Raw genomic sequence first — 18,992 nt, 5'->3', positions numbered from 1 at the left:
GTTCTTATTACGCTTTTATTAAAACTTTTTCCCCTAGTTTGCGCCCAAGACTTCTGGCCTTTTCCAGTAAATCTTTGTCTTCCTTAGCTTGAAAGAACATTTCAGGTCGAATTCTGTTGCTTCCGTAGAAAAGGGGAACATTACTGTATAAACAGTCTTCCCCGTAGCCGCAGAAAAGACAGGGAGCATTACCAGATATTTGAATATCTCCAACCAAATCCATTTGATACCATTTAAAAAAGGAATTAATATATTCTTTGACTTTGGCAGCATCTCGAAAGCCTCCAGCTACGGTGACTCCATATTTTCCATGAGTTAACATTCTCCTATGCTTAAGTGGATACCATCGCTCAAGAAAAGTTTTGGTTAAAGCATTCAAACTGAAAAATGTAGGAAACCCCCCAATAACAATACCTTGCGCTTCTATAATTTTTTCCAGAAATTTATTCATTTCATCATCTTGCACACACCTATTTGTGGAAACACATTTAAAACATCCCAGACATGGCCTTATGTTATGATGAGAGATTTTTATGAATTCAGTTTTATGTCCTGTTGCCTGGAGAATTTCACGTATAACAAAGTCAAGATTACTGTTAGGTATGGGACTTCCACTAAAACCAAGGATAAGAGCCATTTATTTTCCCCCTTTCTACATTATATAAATTAAACAAACATTACTGAAACAACAGCACCGGATTAATTCCGGTGCGTCCTATAACTGCACATTCTATTTTATAATAACGGCTCCGCTCTTTCCGCTTTAAACAAAACTTGTTTTCCTTCTACCTGCGCTTTTCCGGTAATACGATAGCCCCTGGGAGTACCTTCCCGGCTGGCAATAACTACTTGCATTTTACCAGTTTCAAGGATATTCTGTTGCGTAGTTTGCATTTTATAGATATCAAAAACTAAAATATCGCTATCACGCACCTCCTTTACTTTGCCTACTACAATCAAGTGTGGTTCTCCTTTACTAGATACTGTGACAATAGGAATAATAGGAGCAATAGGGATTAATTCTTGAATTTCTTTAGTGATTACCACAACACCCGCCTCCTTATAGCTGATTGTTTGGCTACAAGTTTATTATAAGCCGAGCAAATTATGAAAGTTGTAAATTTTTTTACTACATTTTTCATTTTTTGCAGCTTATCACAAATATAAAATAATTATACGTAAAATCTTTTACAGCTTATAAAGCACTTTAAGGGGTGGATATCCACCCCTTTATTACTTCCTATCAACCCCAATATTTTTCAAGACAATGTCCAGGTTTCAGAATATAGTTTTTTCCATATCGGATAATGATGCCTGAATTGCGCAATTCTTTCAAAGCATAACTTACCATAACCCGTGAGGCCCCTATCATATCACCCAATTCTTGTTGGGTAATTTCCAATTCTATAACTATTCCATTAGATGTTTTCCGTCCATACACATCTGCTAACTTAAAAAATAGTCGCAATAATTTATCCTTAACTGATGTGCCAACTACTTCACTAAAGTGTTGTGTCATTTTATATAATTTTTGTCCAAGATAACTAATAATTTTTATTGCTAAACCAGGGTTTTGTAGAAGTAATTTCTCGAACTGATTGCGATTAAAGCAACATACCATGGCTTCATCCATTGCAATTGCACTAAAAAGATGCTTCTGTTCCTCCTTTTGAAACAATGCTTCCTCACCAATTATTTCTCCAGGCCCTATTACTTCAATGATTATTTCCCGCCCTTCCTCATTAATCTGTACAAGTTTAAGTTTCCCTGCTTTAACTAAATAAATAGTGTTAGCAAGCTCACCTTGATAGAACAGAAAATTATCTTTTGGAATTTTTTTTTTGGTTGTACTAATACAAACACTAGCAAACTCCGATCTATCCAAACCCTGAAAAACCGGTAATTCGTGCAAACATAAATAACTTCGTTTCACTGTTATCACCTTTCTTGTGAGGAACAGCTCATATTTTGACTCTAAAAGATTTAAATAAATTATAACTGAAAGTAACATCCTTCAAAGTAAAATTTTTGACATGCGCTTTTACCAATTCCTCATAATATCACGCCAGTGACCCGGAGTAATTCCCAGCTCAGCCATTATTTCCTGCCAGCCCGGCCAGCGCAAAATCTCCAGTTCCCGCCCCCGGTTTTCGGTATATGAGCTGATGGCCAGCAGTTGCCAGTCAGGTACCGCCGGATGGGTCATCACTTCTGTAAAACCAGCAGCCATCCCCTGTAAGATTTTTTCAAAATTCTCCCTGGTCACCCCGGCACCAAAAAAATGCTCCACAAAAAAGTCGGGAGTTGCTACTCCCTGCTGCCGGAAAAAGGCTTTAGCCTCCTCCTGGGGAGCCCGCAGGGGTAAATCAAAGAGCCGGGCCAGGTGCAGTGCTACCGGCCGTAACCAGGGCCAACCGTGGACATGATGATGGGAATCCAGGTGACTCAGTTCCAGGCCCCAGCTGCGGGCCGTTTGAATCTGGGCCAGCCATTCTGCTTCCGCCCATTCCTGGAAACGAGCGATCTCTTCGGCACTGGCCCGCTGCAGGCGTTCATACAAAACGGGATAGGGTTCAAACTGGCGGCCGTCAGTCAGGGCCTTGCCCACTGTCAAATTGAGATGCACACCCATTTCCAGGGCCGGACATTCCCGGCTGAGGTCCACCGCCTCCCGGGCCCAGGGCTGGTTGACCAGGATGGTAGTGCTGGTCAAAATCCCTTCCCGGTGGCAGCGCCGTACCCCTTCGTTGATGCCGGGAGATAATCCGAAATCATCGCCATTGACAATTAGCCACTTGCTCATTCCCCTTCCTCCTTCAATGGCCGGCCAAAAAAGAGATAAAACCAGCCGGTACCTACCAGATATAACAAACCGACACCCCAGAAGACGGCTTGGTAACCTCCCCAGTGCAGCAAATAACCGGTCAGCGGCCCTCCCACGGCCCAGCCCGCCTGGTAGAGAGTGCCGTTCAGGGAAGAAGCCAGCCCGCGTTTATCTGCGGCCACTGCCGTCAGGGTAATATTTTGCACCAGCGGATGGGCAGCATTCATCAAGGCCATACGCGCCAGGAAAAAGAGAGCTGCCCAGAGCAAATTAGGTGTATAACCTAATCCTACCGCAAAGGGCAGGGAAGCCAGCTGCAAAACAATAATAGTCCGTACAAAACCCCAGCGTTTAGCCCAGGCATTGCCCAGCAGGACAGCCCATGCAGTAGTAGCCTGGCCCAGGCCAGTAATCAGGCCGATGGCACTGTAACTGGCTCCATAGCTCTGGCGAAAATAGATATTCATATAGGGTATGAACAACCCGGCCCCAATACCGATCAAGGCTGCAAACCCGATAATCCCCAGCATTGCCTTCCGGTCTTCCCTGGACCAGGCCAAAGACTGATCCTGTCGGTACTGATCCTGGCCCGGCCCGGACCAATCCCCGCTCCTGCTTTGCAGCCAGCCCCCCAGTATCATTAAGAGCCCCGCCAGAGTAAGCACCAGCTGCAAAGCCGTTTTTTCCGTCAGTTGCCAGAACTGCAACAAGTCGGAGATGGCTCCGCCCAGGATACTTCCGCCCAAACCGCCCAGCAACTGCAGCGCAAAAACCAGGCTGAAAAAATCGGACCGTTCCCGGCCGCCAGTCAATTCCGAAATGGCCGGATATAAATTGACCTGAACCAGGGCATAAGTCAGACCACTAAGAACCGCCAGCCCCAGAATCGGCCAGCGGCTGCTGGTATAAGCCCGGGCGACCAGGAAGAGTCCGGTGCCAGCCAGGCCAAGGATAAGCAAAGTCCGCCGCCCCCGCCGGTCCCCCAGCCGGCCGGCCAGGGGCATCATCACGGCTGTAACCGCAGCTGACAGTCCAATCACCTGTCCGGCAAAGGCCGTAGTATATCCGTATTTTAATAATAGCAGATTATAGAGAACTTCAAACATCCCGCGGCCCATTTGTCCAAAAAACTGGGCCAGCAGCAAAAAACGCAGGGTCGCTGACGCTTGCTGCCAGTTAAGTCGCAATCCTTGCCACAACTCAAATCCCCTCCACCCTCTATACTTCTCCCTCGGCCGATTTTTTCCTGCAAAAAAGAGGAGACTGTCCCGCCAGACAGTCCCGCTCTGGTTATTTTATCACGATATTCACCAGTTTATTGGGTACCGGAATGACTTTGACCACCGTCTTGCCTTCCAGCCAGCTTTTAACTTTGGGCAGGGCCAGTACCGCCTCCTGCTGTTCCTGGACACTGAGGCCAGCGGGCACATTCACCCGATCCCGCACCTTGCCATTGATTTGCACCACCAGGGTAATTTCCTCAGCCACCAGGGCCTGCTCATCCACCCGGGGCCAGCTCTGGCGATGGACACTGTCAGTGTGGCCGAGAGCCTGCCACAATTCCTCAGTAATATGCGGGGCAAAGGGAGCCAGCATGATGACCAGCAACTCCAGCGCCTCCTTGACTACCGCCAGATTGGGCTCAGTTACCTTGTCCTTGTAGCTATAGAGGCCATTGACCAGTTCCATGATGGCACTGATGGCGGTGTTGAAATTGAAGCGCTGGGAGATATCATCGGTAACCTTTTTCAGGGTGGCATGCAGCTGCCGCCGCAACTCCTTGTCCTCAGCTCTCAGTTCCCCACCCTGGTAGGCGCTGACTCCGGCCAGATTCTGATGGTAATGGTGAACCAGGCGCCAGACCCGGTTCAGGAAACGGTAAGCCCCTTCTACCCCCTGGTCACTCCACTCCAGATCCCGTTCCGGGGGAGCAGCAAAAAGGATGAAGAGCCGGGCGGTATCAGCCCCGTATTTGGCCATAATCTCTTCCGGACTGACCACATTACCCCTGGACTTGGACATCTTGGCCCCATCCTTCAGCACCATGCCCTGAGTGAGCAAATTGGTAAAGGGCTCATCCACACTGACCAAACCCAGATCATACAAAACCTTGGTGAAGAAACGGCTATAGAGCAAATGCAAAATAGCATGTTCTACCCCGCCGATATACTGGTCCACCGGCATCCAGAAGTCTACCAGCTCTTTGGCGAAGGGCACATCTGTAGCCCGTGGGGTAGTGTAGCGCAGGAAATACCAGGATGAGCAGATAAAAGTATCCATGGTATCGGTTTCCCGCCGGGCGGCTCCGCCGCACTGCGGACAGGTGGTGTGGACAAATTCCTCGCATTCCGCCAGAGGTGACTGACCCCCGGGCTTGAAATCCACATTTTCCGGCAACAGCACCGGCAGCTGTTCTTCCGGTACCGGCACAATCCCGCAACTATCGCAGTAGACAATGGGAATAGGCGCACCCCAGTAACGCTGGCGGGAAATCAGCCAGTCCCGCAAGCGGTAATTAACCCGCTTGCGCCCCAGTCCTCTGGCCTCAATGGTTTCGGCGATTCTATCCCAGGCTTCTTCATTGGGCAGGCCATTGAATTCCCCGGAGTTGACCAGCTTGCCTTCCCCGGCATAGGCCGCGGTCATGCTGGCACCATCCAGTTCTTCCCCTTCCGGCTGGATTACCACAACCACCGGCAGCTTGTATTTGCGGGCAAATTCAAAGTCCCGCTGATCATGGGCTGGAACCCCCATTACCGCCCCGGTACCATAATCCAGTAAGACGTAATTGGCAATCAGGATGGGTACTTCCTTGCCTGTCAGGGGATTGACGGCATAGGCCCCGGTGAAAACCCCTTCCTTTTCCGCTTCCGTGGATGTGCGGGCGATTTCGCTCAGGGTTTTCATTCTTTCCCGGAAAGCCATAACCTCAGCTTCCTGGGGCTGGCCTTTTACCAGTTCCGGCACCAGGGGATGTTCGGGGGCCAGCACCATATAGGTTACCCCGAAAATGGTATCCGGTCGGGTAGTATAGACGGTAATGGTTTCCTCCCGCCCCTTGATGCCAAAGGTGATTTCCACCCCTTCACTGCGGCCGATCCAGTTTTCCTGCATAATCTTGACCTTTTCCGGCCAGCCGGTCAGTTTTTCCAGGTCATTCAGCAAACGTTCCGCATAATCGGTAATGCGCAAGAACCACTGTTCCAGGTCCTTTTTGGTAACCTGGGAATCACAGCGTTCACAGTGCCCATCCACCACCTGCTCATTGGCCAGCACGGTGGCACAGGAAGGACACCAGTTAACCGCCGATTTTTTCTTATAAGCCAGACCTTTTTTGAAGAATTGCAGGAACAGCCACTGGGTCCAGCGATAATAGCCGGGATGACAGGTAGCTACCTCCCGGTCCCAGTCATAACTGATCCCCATGCCCTTTAATTGCCGCCGCATATTGTCAATATTGGACCAGGTCCAGGTCGCCGGATGAATCCCATGCTTAATTGCCGCATTTTCTGCCGGCAAGCCAAAAGCATCCCAGCCCATGGGATGCAGTACCTGGTAACCCTGCATGGTTTTAAAGCGGGCCACCACATCCCCGATGGAATAATTGCGCACATGCCCCATATGCAAATTGCCGGAGGGATAAGGGAACATCTCCAGACAATAATACTTGGGCTTGTCCTGACTTTCTTCTACCCGGTAGAGCTTTTCCTCCGCCCAGCGGGCCTGCCACTTCGGTTCGATCTCAGCAAAATTATAGCGCTGCTCCATCCAGTCCACTCCTCCTTATTTTTGCCAAATAGAAAAGCCTTTCCTCCCCCTTGGGACGAAAGGCCTTGCTTCCGCGGTACCACCCAAATTGACCGGACTCAAAAAGCCCGATCCCCTTGCTGCCGGTAACGGCGGCGGCCGGGAAAGACTACTGCCAGCGGGTTCGCCTTTCCAGCTCCGGGGCCAGTTCCCCTATGGCGGTTACCGCTTTCCACCAGCCAGCGGCTCTCTGTCAACCGGCTAATAAGGTACTCTTCCCCTTCATCGCCATTAAATTACCATTTTGTCCGATATTATACTGAAAAGCGGCTTAACTGTCAAGGCGCTTAGCCTCGCCCCAGAGACGTTCCAGGTTATAATACTGGCGCTCTTCCTCCAGAAAGACATGCACCACCGCCTGACCATAATCCAGCAAAATCCAGCGGCCAGAACGCAGGCCTTCCCGCCGCAGGGGAATTACCCCCAGGCCTTCCTTGACCTTCTCTTCAATCCCATCGGCGATAGCCCGCACCTGGGTGGTGGAATTACCGCTCATGATGACAAAATAATCGGTCATAATTGAGAGTTCACCCAGTTCCAGAATAGTGATATTGCGGGCTTTCTTGTCTTCGGCACCGGCTTTAATCAAATCCAGTAACTTTCTGGTCTCTTGCTCAGACACTTATTTTACCTCCCTTGCCTTAAGTCTTAGTAACTGGGCATTGCGGGCCCTAACCGCCAGCGGATGGATGTATTGCTGGCGCTCCAGCAAATAGCGGAGAGTATGATCCAGCCCGGCCAGATAGGCCCCTTCCAGATCCCTGGCTGCCAGCAGTCTCAATTCCTCCACTCCAGGGTAATCCCGTCCCGGTTCGATCATATCGGCCACAAACAACAGCTTGTCCAGGGCTGTCGCCTCCGGATGGCCCAGGGTATGACGGGCAATGGCCTGCAAAACTTCCTTGTCCCTTACCCCCTGTTCAGCCGCCAGCTGCGCTCCCACCGGCCCATGTAAAAGCATGGGTACAGCCAGCCAGTCGGCATCCAGTTCCAGCCCCTGCTGCCGGGCCAGTTCCAGCAACCGCTCCGGAGGATAATCGCGGGCGACATCATGCCAGAGGGCCGCCTGTTCCGCCTTTTCCGGCTCCAGTCCATGAATAAGGGCCAAGCGGCGGGCCTGCTGGCGTACCCCTTCAATATGCTGCCAGCGTTCTCCTTTTACTTGTTGTTGAATAAAGGTAACTGCTTCCATCCCGGTTAACCCCTGTTGACAGTTTTCTCCGCCCATTATAGCATAAACAGGCAAAAATGGCGAGTGCCTTGCATTTTCTCCCATTTTTCTTTATACTGACTCTAAAAAAGGAGATGAGGGGGAGACGATGGTGGTACAAACCCTGCAAAATCCAGTTCATCAACGGATTCAGGAATTTCTGGATCAATTCCAGCTGGGAATAAAGGTAATCGAGTTTGAGGTCAGTACCGAAACCAGTGAGCTGGCTGCCAGGGCGCTAGGGGTGACACCGGCCCAAATCGCTAAAAGCCTGGTATTCCTGGCTGATGAGAAGCCCCTGCTGGTAGTTACCTGTGGAGATCTCAGGGTGGATACCAAAAAATTAAAGGCCTTAACCGGAGCCCGCAAAATCCGTTTTGCTAACCCCGAACAGGCCCTGCACTATACCGGCTATCCCGCTGGCGGAGTTTGTCCCTTTGCTCTCTCCCAGCCCCTGCCGGTATATCTGGATATCAGTATGCAGAGATTTCCGCTTGTCTATGCTGCTGCCGGTACTCCCAATTCAGCTGTGCCAGTAACCCTGGAGCAACTGCAGGTTATTACCGGTGGTCAAGTGGTGGATGTATGTTAAAATATTCTTTATCCAGTATTGACATTTTTAGTTTAATTGTAATAAATTATTTAGTAGATTAAATTTGTGCTATACAATAAAATGCAAAACAGTCGATAAAGGCAAACCCATCGAAAGATGGGGGCGCAAAGCCATGGGTCTAAGGCCCCTCCAGGGCTATGATTGCCAGGTTGCCGAAGCTGGAAAGCAGCGAGCATATGGTTGCTCTGCCTTTCCATGGGCTTCCCTGGAAAGGCTTTTTCTATTATTAAGGATGTTTAAGAATCTAGTCCGGAAAAATGGTACCGCTGGCTTTAATGCTAATCTGCTATTTCATGGTTAATAACATAGGGAAGGGGATACAATTTCAATGGATATCAAGTACATCAGCCTGTTCGCTGCCAAATACTCGGAAATACCAACTAATGAAGTCATGATTGCAGCGATTAATACAATCATCCAGGCTGTTGAAGCAAAAGACAGTTATACAAAACATCACTCCCAGAAAGTAGCAGAGTATGCCAGAATCATTGCCCTGGAAATGGATCTCCCACAAGAACAGGTGGAGCAAATCTATCTGGCCGCACTATTCCACGATATCGGTAAAATCGGAGTACCCGACCAAATATTAAGAAAGCCAGATAAGTTAACAGAAGAAGAAATGACCCTGCTTAAACAGCATCCTTTAATAGCATGTCGTATTCTGGAAGGATTTGAAAGTTTTCGGGAACTATTGCCTGCCATTGCTCAGCACCATGAATACTGGAATGGAAGCGGTTACCCCTATGGCCTGGTTGGTGAAACCATTGATTTAGGCGCCAGAATATTAGCAGTGGCAGATGCTTTTGATGCAATGACCAGTGACAGAGTATACCGTCCAGGTATGTCCCAGGAACAGGCAATCGGGATATTAATTCAAGAGGCAGGTAAACAATGGGACCCGCAGGTAGTAAATGTCTTCATTAATTGGTGGGAAAAAACTTTTAACCCTGAAGGACACCATGATTGGCAGTATAAACATATAGTAGCACTTTATAAAAATTTTTTAGAGGATGTCACAAACGGAAAGGTAAAGTTAATCAGCGATGAAGAAATTAAACACCACGAACTCGATTACACCTATTTTACTAAAGTTTCTATTAAAAGCGTTTTTGATATATCCCAGGCCAGACAAATGTTTAGCAACTGGCTGGAAAAAATTTTAGTACCCCAGCATAAGCAAAGGATCTATTCCGTGGTTTTTTCTGAGTTAATCACAAATATTGTAAAACATGCTGGCCGGGGGCACGTACAATGGGGGTTAGATAAAAGCTATAACATCATTATTACCCTTAGAGACGAGGGAAAAGGGTTTGTGCTGGAAAAATTGCCACAATCCATCCTAATTAATGGTTTTTCCACCCGGAACTCCCTGGGAAGAGGTCTGCCGCTAGTTTTTAATCAATGTGAACAATTGCTTATCTCCTATACTGGAAAGGGTACCTTTATTTCAGTAAAACTGGCCTGTGAAAAGATTGCTGAAAAAGAATTTTAAAAGAAGACTGCCGACGTAAAGGTCGACAGTCTTCTTTTACTTACTGTAATTCCCTGGGTTTAGCCTCATTTACAGTAATTGTACGTCCCTGTAGCTCCGCCCCGTTCATCGCCTGAATCATGCGATCGGCATCGGCATCATTGACTTCCACAAAACCGAAACCGCGACTGCGCCCGGTTTCCCGGTCAGTAATAATCCTGGCCCCCAGCACTTCCCCATGCTGGGAAAAGGCCCGGATTAAGTCATCCTGTTTAATGGCCCAGGGCAAATTGCCTACATACAATGTTGTCACCATGGTAACCCACCTCTCCAAAAATAAGTCTGCCTTTCAGGCAAGTTTAGTATTTGAATGGTGGGCGCAAAGTATGTGAGCAAATTAAAACCGGTACAGGTTATTATTAACAATAAATTTTTCCACCTCGGGATGAACCAGATACTTAATGCTTTTCCCCCGGGCCACCCGGGCCCGTATGTCCGAGGAGGAAATAGCCAGAGAGGGCACTGTAAAGGGCCGGATTCGCTGTCCCAGCTGCGTTCCCAGCCGTCCCTGCACCTCCCGCAATTGCTCCAGCTCAAAACCCGGCCTTGTAACAGCAATAAAATGACATAAGGCCAGCAATTCCCGCACCCGGTGCCAGGTCAGAATCTCCAGCACCGCATCGGCCCCGGTGATGAAATAGAGCTCCTGGTAATTCCCCTGGTCCAGCAGCTGCCGAACCGTATCGTATGTATATGAAGGCCCTGGCCTTTCCAGCTCCAGCAGGCAGAGCTGAAAACGGGGATTGTCCGCTATGGCCAGCCTGACCATCTCCGCCCGTAGTTCCGCCGCTGTCACTTTTGCCCCCTGTTTATGGGGGGGCTGGCCGGAGGGAACGAACAGCACCCGATCCAGCCCCAGTTCATCCGCAACTTCCTGAGCCACCACCAGGTGGCCTAGATGGATGGGATCAAAAGTCCCACCCATCACCGCAACCCGCTTATCCATGGTCCACTCCTTGCCTCACATTCCCAGCAATTCCCGATAAACACTCCAGACCCGATCTTCTAGATGCTGGCGACAATCTTTGCACACACACCAGCAGGCTTCTGTTACTTCCCCATCTGCCAGAATCCAGCTACAGACCAGGTCAGCCTGCCCTTCCCTGCCACACAGTTGACAGTTCTTGCACACCATGGCCTTTCACCCCTTTGTCGCCGATTTGTAATAACAGCATAAGCGACAAAGGGCTGTCCGGACCAGTTCTTTTCCGGCAACCGCCAAAAATACCCCCTGAGCAGCAGAAAAGAAACTTGTTCTGTCATGTACTATCAAAAAACAAAAATATCTCCCGTTTACTCCCTGATTTGACCTTCACCATAAACAATATACTTGATGGTTGTCAATTCCGTCAATCCCATCGGCCCCCTGGCATGCAATTTCTGGGTACTGATCCCAATTTCCGCCCCGAAACCGAACTGGAAACCATCAGTAAAACGGGTGGAGGCATTTACATAGACGGCAGCCGCATCCACTTCCTGCAGGAAGCGCCGGGCAGTAAAATAGTTGCTGGTCACAATCGCTTCTGAATGTTTGGTACCATACAGGTAGATATGCTCCAGAGCCTCATCCAGGGAATCCACTACCCGGATGGCCAGAATCAGATCAAGAAATTCCGTGGCCCAATCGTCCTCAGTAGCGGGTTGAATCCCCGGCACCAGACTCCGGGTGACAGGACAGCCCCTCAGCTCTACCCCCAGCTCCGTCAGCCTTTCTGCCAGGCCGGGCAAAAATTCGGCGGCTACCTCCCGGTGGACCAGCAGAGTCTCCATGGCATTGCAAACCGCCGGCCGCTGGGTTTTGGCGTTGATCACAATTTCCTCCGCCATGGCCAGATCGGCTTCCGCATCCACATAAACATGACAGTTGCCCACCCCGGTTTCAATTACCGGCACGCTGGCATTTTCCACCACCGTGCGAATCAGCCCGGCACCCCCCCGGGGAATGAGGACATCCAGATAGCCATTTAAACGCAACATAACATTGACCGCTTCCCGGTCAGTGATTTCTATCAGCTGAATAGCCCCTTCCGGCAGACCCACCTCCCGGGCCGCTCGGGAAATAATCCGGGCAATGGCGGTATTGGAATGAATGGCTTCCGAGCCGCCACGCAAAAGCACAGCATTGCCGGTTTTCAGGCAGAGAGCAGCCGCATCCACCGTGACATTGGGCCGGGCCTCATAGATTATGCCCACTACACCCAGCGGCACCCGCATTTGTCCGATCTGTAACCCATTGGGGCGGGTCCACATTTTTACCACTTCCCCAACCGGATCCGGCAAAGCGGCTACCTGGCGTAACCCTTCTGCCATGTCGGCAATGCGCTTTTCCGTCAACAACAACCGATCCAGCAGGGCCTTGGAGAGCCCCTTCTGCCGTCCTGCCTCCATATCCTGGGCATTGGCCCGCAATATCTCATCTGACCGCTGTTGCAAAGCCTCGGCCATGGCCAGTAAGGCTGCATTCTTGACATCAGTGCTGGCAGCTGCCAGCTGCCGGGCCGCCTTCTGGGCCAGTTTGGCTTTTTCCACTACATACTGCCGTACATCCATCCTATACCCTCCCTATAAAACCACCAAATTATCCCGGTGAATCACTTCATCATAGTTTTTATGACCTAATAGCCGTTCAATCGCCTCGGTTTTCAGACCCTTGATCTGCTCCAGCTCAGTAGCACTGTAGTTGACCAGTCCCCGGGCGATCTCCCGTCCTTCCCGGTCCACCACCGTTACCACCTGTCCCTCGCTGAAGCTGCCCTCTACCGCTAGCAAGCCGCTGGCTAACAGACTCTTGCGCCCCTTAACCAGAGCGCGGACAGCACCGTCATCCACTACCAGCCGCCCTTTCACACCAGGGCTGAAGGCAATCCAGCGCTTACGGGCCTGCAGGGGATGGTCCTGGGGTTTAAACCAGGTGCCAACCTCCTCTCCGGCCAGGATATCCTGAATCACTCCGGGCCGGGAACCATCAGCAATTACCATAGCCGTTCCGGAAGAAACAGCGATTTTGGCTGCCTGGATTTTAGTCGCCATTCCTCCGGTACCCAGCTGGGTCCCCGCTCCCCCGGCCATAGCCTCAATTTCCGGGGTAATCTCCGCTACCCAGTTGAGCAAACGGGCATCAGGCTGGCTGCGCGGATCAGCCTCATACAGGCCAGCGATATCGGAAAGCAAAATAAGCAGATCAGCTTCCACCAGACTGGCCACCAGGGCGGAAAGGGTATCATTGTCCCCGAACTTGATTTCCTCCACCGCCACCGCATCATTTTCATTTATGATTGGAATTACTTCCAGCTTCAGCAGGGTAAACAGGGCATTGCGAGCATTCAGAAACCGGGAACGATGGGCCACATCCTCCCGGGTCAGGAGAATCTGGGCCACCGTCTGACCATATTCGGCGAACAATTTTTCATACATATGCAATAATATCCCCTGTCCCACCGCAGCCGCGGCCTGCTTTTCCGGGATGGTGCGAGGCCGTCGTTTCAAACCCAGCTTGCCGATCCCGGCCCCTACTGCTCCGGAAGTAACCAGAATCACCTGTAAACCCCGGTTATGTAAATCAGCCAGCTGGTGCACCAGCGCCTCCATGTGCTGCAGGTTGAGCCGCCCGCTACTGTGGGTCAAGGTAGATGAACCAACCTTGACAACTACCCTTTTTACCTGCTTCAGATATCTCTTTCTCTCCTCAACCATCTTGCTCCCCTCCACACCGTAAATCGCTTATCCGGGTAATTGAATTTGCGGCTTTTGGGCCGGTCGATAGAAGAGGAGATTGTGCCCGATCATCTGTACCAGCTCGGCCCCGGTACCTTCTGCCAGCCGGCGAGCAATGTCTTCCTTTTCTTCGAGACAGTTTTTCAGCACCCGGACCTTGACCAGCTCGCGGGCCTCCAGAGTTTCATCCAGCTGCTGAATGACAGTGGGAGTGACCCCACCTTTACCAATCTGAACGGTGACGGGTTCTAAACTGCCCAATCCCCGGAGATAGCGTTTCTGTTTCCCTGTCAATACCATGAATTTTGCACCTCATTCGTTTAAGTTTGGCTTATATTATACCATAAAAAAAAGGGTCTCTCCACCCCGGTAGTTATCATCTGCATACATCGTTTCCAATCCCAGCTAATATTATTTTATGGAAGGAGGTAAGTCCAATGATAAAAAACGGTTTTTTCGGATTTATCCTGGCTGTTGTGACTGTTGTCTGGCACCTACTCCATTGCGCTCTCCCGGTAATTTTACCTCTCCTGGTCAGCCTTGGTATACTAGTACCGCAGCACTGGCATTTAATCAGTATTCCATGGCCTGTTACCGCTCTGGCCTCCATCTGGATTATATATTATTTATTACGTCGGCGGATAATTATTTTTTACGTTAGAAAATAAAAAGGCAGGCTTTACTCCTGCCATTCAAATTCCATATCCATAATCCTGACAGTATCCCCTTCCTGGATGCCAGCTTCCCGCAAAGCCCGATCCACGCCCAGCACCTCCAGGATTTTCTGGAAGCGGCGTACTGCTGCCTCATTGTTGAAGTCAGTGCGATGGAAATGCTTCTCCACTTCCTGGCCGCCGATTACCCAAACGCCCTCCTCATCCCGCTTCAGGGTAAAGGGCTCCGTCTCTTCCACCCGGGTGACCTTGACCTCCTCCGGTTCTACCGCCTCCACCGCTTCTTCCGGCGGCAATTCCGGCAAACGCCGGGCCAGATATTTTACCAGTTCATCCAGGCCCTGTCCGGTCGCAGCGGATACGGGGAATACAGGGTACTGCTCCCCCAGTTCCTGGCGCAGGCGGGCCAGGTTTTCCTCGGCTCCCGGTAAGTCCATCTTGTTGGCCGCAATCACCTGGGGACGCCGGGCCAGCCGCTCACTGTACAGGGCCAGCTCCCGGTTGATGACGGCAAAATCCTGCAAGGGATCCCGTCCCTCCGACCCGGCGATATCCAGCACGTGTACCAGCAGGCGGGTTCGCTCCGTATGGCGCAGGAATTCGTGGCCCAGACCAGCACCGGTATGGGCCCCTTCAATCAGACCGGGAATATCGGCCATGACAAAACTTTCCTCTCCCACCTTGACCACCCCCAGATTGGGGACAATGGTGGTAAAGTGGTAATTGGCAATTTCCGGTTTGGCGGCGGAAACCCGGGAAATGATGGTGGATTTGCCCACATTGGGATACCCGATCAGCCCCACATCAGCCAGCAGTTTCAGCTCCAGCAACAGCCAGCGCTCTTCGCCCGGATCGCCTTTTTCCGCATAGGCTGGGCACTTGTCTTTGTTGCTGGCAAAACGGGTATTGCCCCGGCCACCCCGGCCGCCTCTGGCTACTACCACCCGCTGGCCGTGTTCGGTAAGGTCAGCCAGCAAGGCTCCGGTGTCAGCATCCCGGACCACGGTTCCAGGGGGTACGCGGATAAGCAGGTCTTCACCCTTGCGGCCATGCATGTTCTTGGTGCCGCCGTTTTCGCCCCGTTCCGCCTTGTAATGCTTCTGGTAGCGAAAATCGATGAGGGTACGCAACCCCTCATCCACTACCAGGATAACATCTCCGCCTTTGCCACCATCACCACCCCAGGGACCACCCATGGGGACATATTTTTCCCGCCGGTAGGCAACAGCCCCATTGCCGCCATCGCCACCTTTGACGTAGATTCTTGCTTTATCCAGAAACACTTTTATCCCTCCCTGGATATTCCCAGATTAGGGCTCCATCCTCTGCTATGTAATATGCCCCTGCCAGCCCCGTTTCCATTCCCACCGGGGCTGGTTGCCAGCTGAGGCGCAGACCGGGCCCGGATGCTTGCAGGAAAAGCATGCTGTCTTCCCCTGTTGGCAGCCGCCCCTGCTGGCACAAACCCTCCAGAAAGGCAACCAGAGCCAGGGCTGCCCGGGGCTGCGGCTGCCCTGCACAGACTATTTCCAGCTCATGCTCCTGAGCCTGGGCCCACTGCTTCAGCTCCAGCAAGGCCAGCACCAGGTCTGGCTGGCCCAGACGGCAGAGATGGCTTTCTTCCTCCAGAGTCCGCTGTAGATTTGACAGCTGCCGTCGCACTGCCTCCAGATCCCCCATTTGCAGGTAGCCACTGAGCATCTGCAAATAATTGAACAGGTCATGTCGGCGCCGGTTCAATTGCTGCAGCCAGCGTTCCCCCATGACTCCCTCACCTTCCCCCGCAAAGATAAAGACCCCAGCCAGAGGCTGGCTGGGGTAAATCTTACAGAGCCGCTTCCACAGGATATACGCTGACCTGTTTTTTGTCGCGACCTTTTCTTTCAAAGCGCACAACCCCGTCGATCAGGGCGAACAGGGTATCATCCTTGCCGATACCGACATTGCGGCCAGGGTGAATCTTGGTTCCCCGCTGGCGCACCAGGATATTGCCGGCCAGTACAACCTGGCCATCATGCCGCTTGACCCCCAGCCGCTTGGCTTCAGAGTCCCGGCCGTTCTTGGAAGAACCTACCCCTTTTTTCTGAGCGAACAGTTGCAGGTTCTGCAGATTCAGCTTTAACATCAGGTCCACCTCCTCTTGATCACAGTTACATGTTCGGGGTGGTCGGCTGACAGCTGTTCAGCGTTTAGTGCCAGCGTTTCTGTCAAAACTCGGGCCTGGAGGCGCCGGTCAGCCGCCAGATTATCGGGTAACACACAGTACAGGTAACCATCAGCCACCGTCAGTTCCCGGGGCTCAACGCCTGCCACCTCGGTTAGTCCGTTGGTGATAGCCAGAGCCAGCATGGAAACCACTCCGCAGAGGAAGTCATAAGTCTCCCCGGGACGGCGCGCACCAGCATGTCCGCTGAAACGGTAAGCCTTGATTTCCCCTGTACCGGTCCGGAAAATTTCGATGGTAATCATAGTTAGGCCATAATCTTTTCCACTACAACCTTGGTGTAGGGTTGACGATGACCCTGCTTACGGCGATAGTTTTTCTTGGGCTTGTACTTGAAGACAATGATCTTCTTGCCTTTGCCGTGTTCCAGCACTTTCAGTACAGCCTTGGCCCCCGGTACGGTAGGATTGCCCACTACCAGCTGGCCATCCTTTGCTACAGCCAGAACCTGGTCCAGTTCCACAGTAGCGCCAACTTCTGCATTCAGCTTTTCAACCCGCAGTACATCGCCTTCCTGTACCCGGTACTGTTTACCGCCAGTTTGGATAATTGCGTACATGCTTGCACCTCCCTATTCCAGACTCGCCGAAAGCAGGCAGGCCTGTCGGCCATTTTCCGGCCCCTTTCGTGCGGTTGTGAACACTCAATTATTCTACCGGAAAAGGACAGAAATGTCAAGTAACAATCCGCAAAATCCGGGCCCGGGCAGAAGTTTTCTGCACCCGGGTCACTTCAACCTGCAGCTTTTCCCCAATAAAAGCCCCACCGCCATCGATATTGATGACAAAACCATGATAGCGGGCAATCCCATCCCGAGGATTGCCGGTGTGGGGCTCTTCCACCTTGAGTTGCAGCACCTGTCCCAATTTGACAGGAATATTGTTTTCCAGTTCAGCCCGGGATGACAGGGCCCGCAGGTTAAATTGCTCCAGATGTAACTCCTGATTACCCCGAATCAAAATCTCCCGGCGGGTGCGGCTTTCCAGCTCTCTCAGGCCGCTGCCACCACTGCCGATGAGCAAGGCAGCCACCGCTGGATGGACTTCTACCAGAATGGCCTCGCCCAGGGTGCGGCTGCAGAGCTCATAGAGGGCCTGTCTGACCTTGATGGCGACCGTCTCCTCGGAGAGCACCAGACCCCGGCCTTCACAGTAGGGACAGGGGCGCATCAACAGGCTTTCCAGGCCGGAGCGGGTTTTCTTACGGGTGATTTCCACCAGACCCAGCTGGGTAATACCCAGCACATGGGTTTTGGTCCGATCCTTCCTGATTTCCTCCTCCAGCACTGCCAGCACCTGTTGCCGGTGCTCCTCGGTCGCCATATCGATAAAATCTACAATAATAATGCCGCCCAGATTGCGCAGGCGCATCTGGCGCACTATTTCCCGGGCCGCCTCCAGATTGGTATGCAGCACCGTCTCCTCCAGGTCCTTCTGACCCACATATTTACCGGTATTGACATCGATGGCAGTCAAAGCCTCGGTCTGGTCGATAACCAGATAACCGCCGCTTTTCAGCCAGACCCGGCGTTTTAAAGCCTTTTCCAGCTCGGCTTCCAGGTTGAAGCGCTGGAAGAGGTTTTCCCCCTCAAACAGCTGCACCCGGTATTTCAGCTGAGGAGCCATCAGGTCCAGCAGTTCCAGTACCTTTTCATAGGCATGGCGCTGATCGATCATTACCCGTTCAATTTCTTCCGTAAACAAATCCCGAACCAGGCGCTGCACCAGATCCAAATCCCGGTGCACCAGACTGGGCACTCCCCCACCAGTGCTGCGCATCTGGATGCGCTTCCACAGTTTCAGCAGCATCTCCAGGTCCTGCTGCAGCTCACTGGCCGACATACCTTCTGCCACCGTTCGTACGATCACCCCGATTTTAGGGGGCCGCAGCTTTTCCGCCAGTTCCCGCAGACGCTGTCTTTCCTCTTCATCTTCAATGCGGCGGCTGACCCCGACATAGTCCACGGTAGGCATCAGCACCAGATAACGGCCCGGCAGGGTAATATGGGTGGTAATGCGAGCCCCTTTGGTGCCCAGGGGTTCCTTGGTGATTTGCACCAGCAACTCCTGGCCTTCCTTGACCACATCGGTAATATTGGCCCGGGGCCGCTTTTCCTGTGGTAAAGGGGTTTCCTCCTCCCCCAGAAACTCCTCTGGCAGCCGCTGGGGCACGGCATCATCCACATAGAGAAAGGCATTCTTCTCCAGGCCGATATTGACAAAAGCGGCCTGCATCCCCGGCAGGACATTTTCCACCCGGCCCCGGTAGATATTGCCCACCAGGCGCTGGGCCTGGGAGCGCTCCACCAGTACCTCCACCAGCTGGCCTTCTTCCAGCATGGCAACCCGGGTCTCTTCCTCTCTAACATTCACAACCAGTTCTCTGCCCAAAGGGC

The 18,992-nt window shown here is 51.9% G+C and carries 22 protein-coding genes, 1 riboswitch and 1 other annotated feature; of the genes, 2 read left to right on the top strand and 20 right to left on the bottom strand.

Going from position 1 to position 18,992, the window contains the following annotated elements; translation table 11 throughout:
- Positions 1-7: 7 nt before the first annotated feature.
- The 8 genes from ULO1_RS03130 to yqeK all read right to left on the bottom strand — a co-directional run bounded on the left by ULO1_RS03130 (position 8) and on the right by yqeK (position 7,823).
- The gene (locus ULO1_RS03130; protein ID WP_079907039.1) at positions 8-637 is read right to left on the bottom strand and encodes a flavodoxin family protein; all 630 of its coding nucleotides are present in this window, start codon (positions 635-637) and stop codon (positions 8-10) included.
- 98 nt (positions 638-735) lie between these two features.
- Entirely contained in the window at positions 736-1,047 is a 312-nt protein-coding gene (locus tag ULO1_RS03125) for a pyridoxamine 5'-phosphate oxidase family protein (RefSeq protein ID WP_078664167.1), read from the bottom strand.
- Positions 1,048-1,243: 196 nt separating this feature from the next.
- Complete coding sequence (locus ULO1_RS03120; RefSeq protein ID WP_078664168.1) at positions 1,244-1,933, bottom strand: Crp/Fnr family transcriptional regulator; 690 nt, start codon at positions 1,931-1,933, stop codon at positions 1,244-1,246.
- Positions 1,934-2,041: 108 nt separating this feature from the next.
- The gene (locus tag ULO1_RS03115; protein ID WP_079907037.1) at positions 2,042-2,803 is read right to left on the bottom strand and encodes a carbohydrate deacetylase; all 762 of its coding nucleotides are present in this window, start codon (positions 2,801-2,803) and stop codon (positions 2,042-2,044) included.
- The gene (locus tag ULO1_RS03110; RefSeq protein ID WP_079932977.1) at positions 2,800-4,023 is read right to left on the bottom strand and encodes an MFS transporter; all 1,224 of its coding nucleotides are present in this window, start codon (positions 4,021-4,023) and stop codon (positions 2,800-2,802) included. The genes ULO1_RS03115 and ULO1_RS03110 overlap by 4 nt, the downstream gene beginning before the upstream one ends.
- Positions 4,024-4,114: 91 nt before the next feature.
- On the bottom strand, positions 4,115-6,592 hold the full coding sequence (leuS, locus tag ULO1_RS03105; RefSeq protein WP_079932976.1) for a leucine--tRNA ligase: 2,478 nt from the start codon (positions 6,590-6,592) through the stop codon (positions 4,115-4,117).
- Positions 6,593-6,640: 48 nt separating this feature from the next.
- Positions 6,641-6,866: a binding site (T-box leader), on the bottom strand.
- A gap of 36 nt (positions 6,867-6,902) precedes the next feature.
- Entirely contained in the window at positions 6,903-7,253 is a 351-nt protein-coding gene (gene rsfS / locus ULO1_RS03100; RefSeq protein WP_078664173.1) for a ribosome silencing factor, read from the bottom strand.
- The gene (yqeK, locus tag ULO1_RS03095; protein WP_159446822.1) at positions 7,254-7,823 is read right to left on the bottom strand and encodes a bis(5'-nucleosyl)-tetraphosphatase (symmetrical) YqeK; all 570 of its coding nucleotides are present in this window, start codon (positions 7,821-7,823) and stop codon (positions 7,254-7,256) included.
- Positions 7,824-7,950: 127 nt separating this feature from the next.
- Between yqeK and ULO1_RS03090 the strand changes: the two genes are divergently transcribed.
- Both ULO1_RS03090 and ULO1_RS03085 read left to right on the top strand, forming a co-directional pair.
- Positions 7,951-8,433 carry a YbaK/EbsC family protein gene (locus ULO1_RS03090; RefSeq protein WP_078664175.1) on the top strand — a complete coding sequence of 161 codons (483 nt, stop codon included), beginning with the start codon at positions 7,951-7,953 and terminating at the stop codon, positions 8,431-8,433.
- 90 nt (positions 8,434-8,523) lie between these two features.
- A riboswitch (cyclic di-GMP riboswitch) is annotated at positions 8,524-8,611 on the top strand.
- A gap of 171 nt (positions 8,612-8,782) precedes the next feature.
- Positions 8,783-9,946 carry an HD domain-containing phosphohydrolase gene (locus ULO1_RS03085; RefSeq protein ID WP_079932974.1) on the top strand — a complete coding sequence of 388 codons (1,164 nt, stop codon included), beginning with the start codon at positions 8,783-8,785 and terminating at the stop codon, positions 9,944-9,946.
- A 40-nt stretch (positions 9,947-9,986) separates the two neighbouring features.
- Here ULO1_RS03085 and ULO1_RS03080 read toward each other — a convergent pair whose 3' ends face one another.
- The 12 genes from ULO1_RS03080 to ULO1_RS03025 form a co-directional block, all read right to left on the bottom strand.
- A complete protein-coding gene (locus ULO1_RS03080) occupies positions 9,987-10,241 on the bottom strand; it encodes an RNA-binding protein (RefSeq protein WP_174182986.1) in 255 nt (84 codons plus the stop codon).
- An 81-nt stretch (positions 10,242-10,322) separates the two neighbouring features.
- The gene (gene nadD / locus ULO1_RS03075) at positions 10,323-10,931 is read right to left on the bottom strand and encodes a nicotinate-nucleotide adenylyltransferase (protein ID WP_079907634.1); all 609 of its coding nucleotides are present in this window, start codon (positions 10,929-10,931) and stop codon (positions 10,323-10,325) included.
- 15 nt (positions 10,932-10,946) lie between these two features.
- Entirely contained in the window at positions 10,947-11,120 is a 174-nt protein-coding gene (locus ULO1_RS14915; protein WP_200806925.1) for a hypothetical protein, read from the bottom strand.
- Between the two features lie 158 nt (positions 11,121-11,278).
- Positions 11,279-12,535 carry a glutamate-5-semialdehyde dehydrogenase gene (locus tag ULO1_RS03070; protein WP_079932973.1) on the bottom strand — a complete coding sequence of 419 codons (1,257 nt, stop codon included), beginning with the start codon at positions 12,533-12,535 and terminating at the stop codon, positions 11,279-11,281.
- A 12-nt stretch (positions 12,536-12,547) separates the two neighbouring features.
- Complete coding sequence (gene proB, locus ULO1_RS03065) at positions 12,548-13,678, bottom strand: glutamate 5-kinase (RefSeq protein ID WP_078664179.1); 1,131 nt, start codon at positions 13,676-13,678, stop codon at positions 12,548-12,550.
- Positions 13,679-13,705: 27 nt separating this feature from the next.
- Positions 13,706-13,999, bottom strand: coding sequence for a ribosome assembly RNA-binding protein YhbY (gene yhbY, locus ULO1_RS03060; RefSeq protein ID WP_078664180.1), 294 nt, complete (start codon positions 13,997-13,999; stop codon positions 13,706-13,708).
- Between the two features lie 379 nt (positions 14,000-14,378).
- On the bottom strand, positions 14,379-15,656 hold the full coding sequence (gene obgE / locus ULO1_RS03050) for a GTPase ObgE (protein ID WP_078664182.1): 1,278 nt from the start codon (positions 15,654-15,656) through the stop codon (positions 14,379-14,381).
- Positions 15,643-16,137 (bottom strand): Spo0B domain-containing protein, encoded by a 495-nt coding sequence (locus ULO1_RS03045; protein ID WP_078664183.1) that lies wholly within the window; start codon positions 16,135-16,137, stop codon positions 15,643-15,645. The genes obgE and ULO1_RS03045 overlap by 14 nt, the downstream gene beginning before the upstream one ends.
- Before the next feature lie 61 nt (positions 16,138-16,198).
- Complete coding sequence (gene rpmA / locus ULO1_RS03040) at positions 16,199-16,498, bottom strand: 50S ribosomal protein L27 (RefSeq protein ID WP_078664184.1); 300 nt, start codon at positions 16,496-16,498, stop codon at positions 16,199-16,201.
- Positions 16,498-16,842, bottom strand: a complete 345-nt coding sequence (locus tag ULO1_RS03035; protein ID WP_078664185.1) for a ribosomal-processing cysteine protease Prp — start codon at positions 16,840-16,842, stop codon at positions 16,498-16,500. The genes rpmA and ULO1_RS03035 overlap by 1 nt, the downstream gene beginning before the upstream one ends.
- A gap of 2 nt (positions 16,843-16,844) precedes the next feature.
- Positions 16,845-17,156 carry a 50S ribosomal protein L21 gene (rplU, locus tag ULO1_RS03030; RefSeq protein WP_078664186.1) on the bottom strand — a complete coding sequence of 104 codons (312 nt, stop codon included), beginning with the start codon at positions 17,154-17,156 and terminating at the stop codon, positions 16,845-16,847.
- A gap of 115 nt (positions 17,157-17,271) precedes the next feature.
- On the bottom strand, positions 17,272-18,987 hold the full coding sequence (locus ULO1_RS03025; protein WP_078664187.1) for an Rne/Rng family ribonuclease: 1,716 nt from the start codon (positions 18,985-18,987) through the stop codon (positions 17,272-17,274).
- Positions 18,988-18,992: the final 5 nt, after the last annotated feature.

Source organism: Carboxydocella sp. ULO1, from assembly GCF_002049255.1.
GTDB lineage: Bacteria > Bacillota.
This window is presented reverse-complemented; position numbering and strand designations above follow the sequence as displayed.